This is a genomic window from Winogradskyella aurantiaca, from assembly GCF_003362725.1.
Taxonomy (GTDB): domain Bacteria; phylum Bacteroidota; class Bacteroidia; order Flavobacteriales; family Flavobacteriaceae; genus Winogradskyella_A; species Winogradskyella_A aurantiaca.
The window spans coordinates 1-1,841 of sequence record NZ_QKTV01000014.1; the positions used below are offsets into that span (position 1 = coordinate 1).

The following is a 1,841-nucleotide window of genomic DNA, read 5'->3' on the forward strand; positions in this document are numbered from 1 at the left end:
AACCAAAAACCCCCACTGTTGTGGGGGTTTTTTAATATATGTGTATTTGTAGATTATTTTTTAAGGATGTAGAAGTAAGATCGTCTGTTAAGTTGGTGTTCTTCTTTAGAACACTTAACGCCATTACTACATTTGTTAAGGAGTTGTGTTTCTCCATAACCAATAGCGGATTCAATTCTATCGGCATCAATACCACGCGAGAGAATGTAATCTCTGGTGGCCTTAGCACGTCTGTCCGAGAGTTTCATATTGTAGCGATCACCACCACGGCTATCGGTATGTGCTTCAATTTTAATAACCATGTTAGGGTTATTACGCATCACATCAATAATATTTTCAAGTTCGTACTGCGCATCAGTTCTGATGTTGGCCTTATCAAAATCAAAGAAGATAGGGTTAAGTACGATTTGGTTTTCAATAATAAGCGGCTCTAGGTTAAGGTCTAAAGTATTGCGCTTTTGGTTATTAGATGAAGTACTGATAGACTTCTGATCATCGCGATAATCAGTTTTAGAAGCAATAACAACAAAGTCACCATTACAATCAACTTCAAGAGTGTATTGTCCATTAGCATCAGTAGATACTTGATTAACTACCTTACCAGCCTCATCAATAAGGCGCACGGTAACTAAAGGAAGCACCCCACCAGTTTTAAGATCTCTTACGGTACCTTGAATAAGTTCTTTACAAGGATAAGCGGAGAAACTGTAAATATCATCATTACCCTTACCACCAGGTCTGTTAGAGGAGAAGAAGCCTTTGTTAGTATCGGCATCAACCATATAAGCAAAGTCATCGTATCCACTGTTATAAGGTGCTCCAAGGTTAACAGGATCAGAGTTGTCACCTTTAAGAATGTTAGAGGAATAGATGTCTAACAGTCCTAGGTTAATATACCCGTCTGAAGAGAAGAACAATGTATTGTCTGTACTTACAAAAGGGAACATCTCACGACCAGCGGTGTTAACAGCAGGGCCAAGGTTTTCAGGCTCACCATAAGAGCCATCGTCATTGATAGCTACTTTATAGATATCGGTTTGTCCATAACCACCTTCTCTGTCTGAGACAAAGAACAGTGTTTTATTATCAGGACTCAAAGCCGGGTTACCGTTGGAGTACATGGTATCATTAAAAGGTAATTCTTCAATATTACCCCAGGCATCATCAACAAAAGCTGCTTTGTAGAGTTTAAGATGAGAGGTCCCATCGTCATCAAAATCTAATCTGTTACCTCTGGAGACGTTATCTCTGGTAAAATACATGGTAGCACCATCATTAGTAATACAAAGTGTACCAATATGCACATCAGCTCTTTGACGCTTAGCGAAGTTGAGCAGATCCACACCAGCAATAGAATCCATATCAGCATTAATGTCTCCTACGTAAAGGTCTAAATAGGGTTCATTGGTCCATTTATAGATTTTGTTGTTGGTATTACGAGCAGAGGCAAAGTAAATTTTACCATCGGCAACAAAAGCACCAAAGTCAGAGTACTGAGAGTTAAACTCTTCATTTTTAACAGTGACGATCATGTCGGAAGGTGCGGTGAGCTTGCTGTAATAGTCCACTTGATCAGGGTCGTAGCCTTTAACACGGCTATCACCTTCTTGCATGGCTTTAAACTCAGCAAACCACTGATTGGCCTTTTCATAATCTCCAATACTTCTCAGAGACTGAATGTACTTATAGAGGTACTCGGCATCAATTTTTTTATCTTTTTCGAGGGCTTCACCATACCAGAATGCTGCTTTTTCAGAGTTGGCATTGTTGTAATAACAATCCCCAAGTCTGGTAAGTACATAGACGCTACTGTCGCCCTTTTCAACGACTTTTTCGTAGAG

General features: G+C 39.6%; 1 protein-coding gene. It reads right to left on the reverse strand.

What is annotated here, in order from left to right:
- Positions 1-53: 53 nt before the first annotated feature.
- On the reverse strand, positions 54-1,841 hold a 1,788-nt coding region (locus DN064_RS14045; RefSeq protein ID WP_115463292.1), incomplete at its 5' end, for an OmpA family protein.